The sequence below is a fragment of the Rothia sp. HMSC062H08 genome (genome assembly GCF_001810775.1).
Taxonomy (GTDB): Bacteria; Actinomycetota; Actinomycetes; order Actinomycetales; family Micrococcaceae; genus Rothia.
Genome location: NZ_KV802659.1, coordinates 1 through 4168 on the forward strand (window position 1 = coordinate 1; position 4168 = coordinate 4168).

Below are 4168 nucleotides of genomic sequence, written 5' to 3' on the forward strand. Positions count from 1 at the left end.
GAGAGTAGGTCATCGCCGGTTTATTTTTGAGAAAGACCCCGTATCGAAAGATGCGGGGTTTTTTGTTGTATTCGCCGAAGTTGTTGTATCTGCTGATGTGATGCGGGGGAATAGATGCGAATACCTCGCGAAGTTGATGTGCTGCGTGCGCCGCGGGTATAGATTCAATTCTTCGTGATATTCGAATGTGCACGGCTGTAGGAAACCCCTACTGTGGAGAATGTGCTCCGCAGAAAGCCCCGCGCCGTAAAACCCACAGGGGTGTCCCGTGTGGGTAGCTCGGTGACCTAAATGAGGTCTGAATAATAAAGGTGTGTCACAAAAAGAAAGCTGGGAGGTTCCTGAAAGTGAACACTTGGTGAACACACTTTAGCCTCTTGATGGATATAATCACCCCTCTCCCCCGCACTCTCGCATAAGCCACATAAACCAACTTAAGCATTCCGATAGGTGCACCCTTTTTTCCGCGGAATATCGGGAGAGTTTCCCCTGAAATATGGGCTCTATAGTAAAACCCTCATAAAAATCCGCTCAATGCCGTGGGTTTATCTGTTATTTCGTGTTAATTCGGAATACTTTAGATTTCGCGAAAACCGACAGATAATTTTCTTGTGACTACAGAACTCATTATTCTCGTGATCGTGGTGCTGACCGCGCTCGCCTTCGACTTTACGAATGGCTTCCACGACACCGGCAACGCGATGGCAACCTCCATCGCCACCGGTGCGCTGAAGCCTAAGACCGCCGTGGCGCTGTCTGCGTCCCTGAACCTCGTCGGCGCGTTCCTCTCTGTTGAGGTGGCACGCTCGGTTGGTAGCGGCATCGTGAACCTGGATCGTATCGATGTAACAACAGACGGCCCGGCGCTGATGCTTATCGTCTTTACCGGCCTGGTTGGCGGCATCCTCTGGAATGTTTTGACCTGGCTTCTGGGTCTTCCCTCCTCCTCATCGCACGCTCTGTTTGGTGGCCTGATTGGTTCGGCTATTGTCGCGATCGGCTTTGACGGCGTGCAGTGGATGGGCGTTCTGTCCAAGATTATTGTTCCCGCGGTCCTCTCCCCCGTCATTGCGGCTATTGTGGCGGCAACCGGCACTTGGCTGGTCTACCGTATTGCTGCCCCGGTGGCTGACGACCGTAAGCACGGCGGCTTCCGCAAGGGACAGGTTGCGACCGCATCCCTGATGTCTCTGGCGCACGGTACTAACGATGCACAGAAGACCATGGGCGTGATCTTCCTGGCTCTGGTTGCTTCGGGCACCCTGAGCAACGATGACGCGATTCCCTTCTGGGTGAAGGCTTCCTGCGCGCTTGCTATTGCGCTGGGTACTTACCTGGGTGGTTGGCGTATTATCCGCACCCTCGGTAAGGGCATCGTTGAGGTTGACACCCCGCAGGGCGTTGCCGCTGATGGTGCATCCGCTGCGATTATTCTGACCTCTTCCCACTTCGGTATGGCTCTGTCGACCACTCACGTGGCGTCCGGCTCGATTCTGGGTAGTGGTCTGGGACGTAAGGGTGCTGAGGTTCGCTGGTCTGTTGCTGGCCGCATGGTGGTTGCTTGGCTGATTACCCTGCCGGCTGCCGCGATTGTGGGTGCTCTGACCTGGTTGATTGGTCACGGCCTGAATGCTCTGACCGGCACCCAGTTTGTTGGCGAAATGACCGTGTTCGCTCTGCTGGTGATCTTCTGCTTCCTGATGTGGCGTCATTCCCAGAAGGACAACATTGACGCTTCGAACGTGACTGGCGACTGGGATGAAAAGGAAGGCGCTGCAGTCACCAGCGCTGACGCATCCGCAGATCAGACCCTTGCTACTGAGAAGGCAGGTTCGTAGTCGTGGAATATCTGATGGACATTGTGAACAAGGTTATTCCGGTGCTGATTGCCGGTTTGTTCTTTGGCGCGGGCCTTCCGGCGCTCTATGCGCTGGGTCTGCGTATGCTGGCTGGTCGTACCGAGTACACCGCGGACGGCAAGCTCGTTGAAATTGAGCCTCCGGGAACGGCGGCGAAGATTGCTGCGTTCTGCATTTTTGCTATTATCGTAGCAATCGTAATCATCGGTATTCTCTGGGTCGCTAAGGACTTTATCGACCACACTTTCGGCTGGAATATCTTCGGCGTAACCGGTGGAGGCCACTAATCCCGTGAACACTAAATTGCATATGATGACTGCTTCGAAGGAGGGGCTCGATGCCTGATAAGAGCATGATCTCTCGAGTAATCGACTGGCTGAGCGTCGGGTATCCCAAGGATGTTCCGGTGCAGGACCGCGCGGCAGTGATGGCTATTTTGAAGATGCGTCTGACCGATGAGCAGCTGCAGGAAGTTGTTCGTCAGCTCATGCAGTCTCGCGCTGCCCGTGGTGAGGCGTATGTGAGTGACCAGCGCATTAATGAGTACATTCGCCGCGTGGTGGACCATACTCCGACTCCTCAGGATATTGACCGCGTCGCTAAGATTCTTGGTGCACACGGCTTCCTGATTGCGGAGAACCACGTGAACGAGGATGCGGAGCCCACCGCAGGCGGCACCGAGTACGTTGCGTATGAGGATCCGACGACCGGCGAGATTCGCATTGCGGAGCTTGCTGCTGAGTCGGCTAATATCCCGGCTCCGAATGCTACTTCGGCTGAGGAAGCTTAAATAATCTGCGCTGAGAGTTCAGAGCTCTCATGAAGCTTGTGACCTATGGGGTGGACTGAGTCCACCCCATAGGTTTTCTTTATGCCCTTGCGATTGATGCGCCGCGGGTTGTCAGCTCACCCATAGGTGTGGGCGGTATTCTAGAGAGACTCACTCCCTCAAACTAATGGCGGGCTTTGTGCTCGCCCTGCATCATGGAGATTCTGTGTCTTCTTCACCTACTCCTGAACCCGAGAACTCTCACCTTACGTCCACTCAAGAACCCTCTCAGCGCGTTTCTGAGGCGGCATCCGTCGCCGCTGATGACTCTGTTGCTAAGACCCCCTCTACCCGCGTAGATGCCGCTAAAGAGGCTATTGCTGGGCAGGCGCGCCGCCTCGTGGTGCCCCGCCGTTCCCTGCTTCTGACCGGCGGCGTGGTCGCTGCCGCCGGGGTGCTTGCCGCGATGCCGCAGATCGCCGCCACCGGTGTGCTGGGTGAGGATGCGGCGGTGGTGGTTTCAACCGAGAAGCTGCTGGCGCGTCGTGAGCGTCTGGTGCGTGAAAATATCGATACCCGCTACCTGAAGATTGAGTCGCTGGGGCGTATTTATGTGGGTCAGGGGCGTCGTGAACAGGATCTGCGCCTGGTGGGTTCTTTCTCCCTCACGGCGGCGGCACAGGCCGATTTGGCGGCGGCTGCTACGGCTCTGACTAATCTGTCCGTTTACGGTTCTTTGCACCGGCTGAGCGTTACCTATGGCGGTGTGGATTTGGCGAATGACCCGCAGAACGTTGCTAATACGGTGACGGATGCGCCGGTGAGCCCACTGCGAGTCAATGATTCGGCGACTTTGAAAGAAGAGCAGTGGCTGAAGGTACTGACCGCTAACGCAGCGCTGGGAACTAATGCGAGCTACGCTCAGGTGGGGCTGCTTGCGGATGAGCTGCGCCTGAACGCTGTGGTGATTGATGAGAACTATGAATCCCTGATGAAGCGTTTCCGTGCGCTAGCTGAGCTGGATTTGAAGAATGAGCGGGTACAGCAGATTCATCTGAATATTCAGTTGGCTCCGGAGAAGGCGCTGAGCCTGCCCTCGGGTGCGCAGTCGAAGATTTCGGTGAGTGTTGCCGAGTCTTCACGCGTGGCAACGGTTGCTGATGTGCTGTCGAAGGCTGCCACGAAGAAGGAGCTGAACACTTTGGCCTCGTTCTCGCTGGTGTGGAATGCTCGTGAGAAGTACCCCTCGGCGAGCCAGTGGGATGCGTTCAAGCTGGGCTTCAAGGCGCCGGAATCGAAGGAGGAGTCTGCGAAGGAGGCGCAACGCACTGCGGTTCGTAAGTACCTGCAGGAAGTTAGTGGCCCCCTGCAGGCTCTGACGAAGCGTGAGGCAACAGTGCCGGGTGAGGTTATTACCTAAACCCCTCAGTAATGTGATGGGTCTAACTAAAAAAATGTGCCTGGGGATTTGGTGAAGCCACAAAAGGTGTTATAGACTAGTAGAGCACCGCGGGGGCGTGGCGCAATTGGTAGCGCATCT

Annotated in this window: 4 protein-coding genes; all 4 read left to right on the forward strand. The window is 56.0% G+C overall.

The features are described from left to right. Positions 1-611 precede the first annotated feature (611 nt). The 4 genes from HMPREF2765_RS02565 to HMPREF2765_RS02580 all read left to right on the forward strand — a co-directional run bounded on the left by HMPREF2765_RS02565 (position 612) and on the right by HMPREF2765_RS02580 (position 4048). Entirely contained in the window at positions 612-1838 is a 1227-nt protein-coding gene (locus tag HMPREF2765_RS02565; protein WP_070604199.1) for an inorganic phosphate transporter, read from the forward strand. A 14-nt stretch (positions 1839-1852) separates the two neighbouring features. Then, the gene (locus tag HMPREF2765_RS02570) at positions 1853-2146 is read left to right on the forward strand and encodes a hypothetical protein (protein WP_044149971.1); all 294 of its coding nucleotides are present in this window, start codon (positions 1853-1855) and stop codon (positions 2144-2146) included. Positions 2147-2196: 50 nt separating this feature from the next. Continuing rightward, the gene (locus tag HMPREF2765_RS02575; RefSeq protein ID WP_049345093.1) at positions 2197-2649 is read left to right on the forward strand and encodes a DUF3349 domain-containing protein; all 453 of its coding nucleotides are present in this window, start codon (positions 2197-2199) and stop codon (positions 2647-2649) included. Between the two features lie 205 nt (positions 2650-2854). Next, positions 2855-4048, forward strand: a complete 1194-nt coding sequence (locus tag HMPREF2765_RS02580; RefSeq protein ID WP_070604200.1) for an acetamidase — start codon at positions 2855-2857, stop codon at positions 4046-4048. Positions 4049-4168: the final 120 nt, after the last annotated feature.

What these genes read in the sequence shown, in the direction of transcription:
- HMPREF2765_RS02575 (WP_049345093.1), top strand. Translation starts at nt 2,197, where the DNA reads ATGCCTGATAAGAGCATGATCTCTCGAGTAATCGACTGGCTGAGCGTC.
- HMPREF2765_RS02570 (WP_044149971.1), top strand. Translation starts at nt 1,853, where the DNA reads ATGGACATTGTGAACAAGGTTATTCCGGTGCTGATTGCCGGTTTGTTC.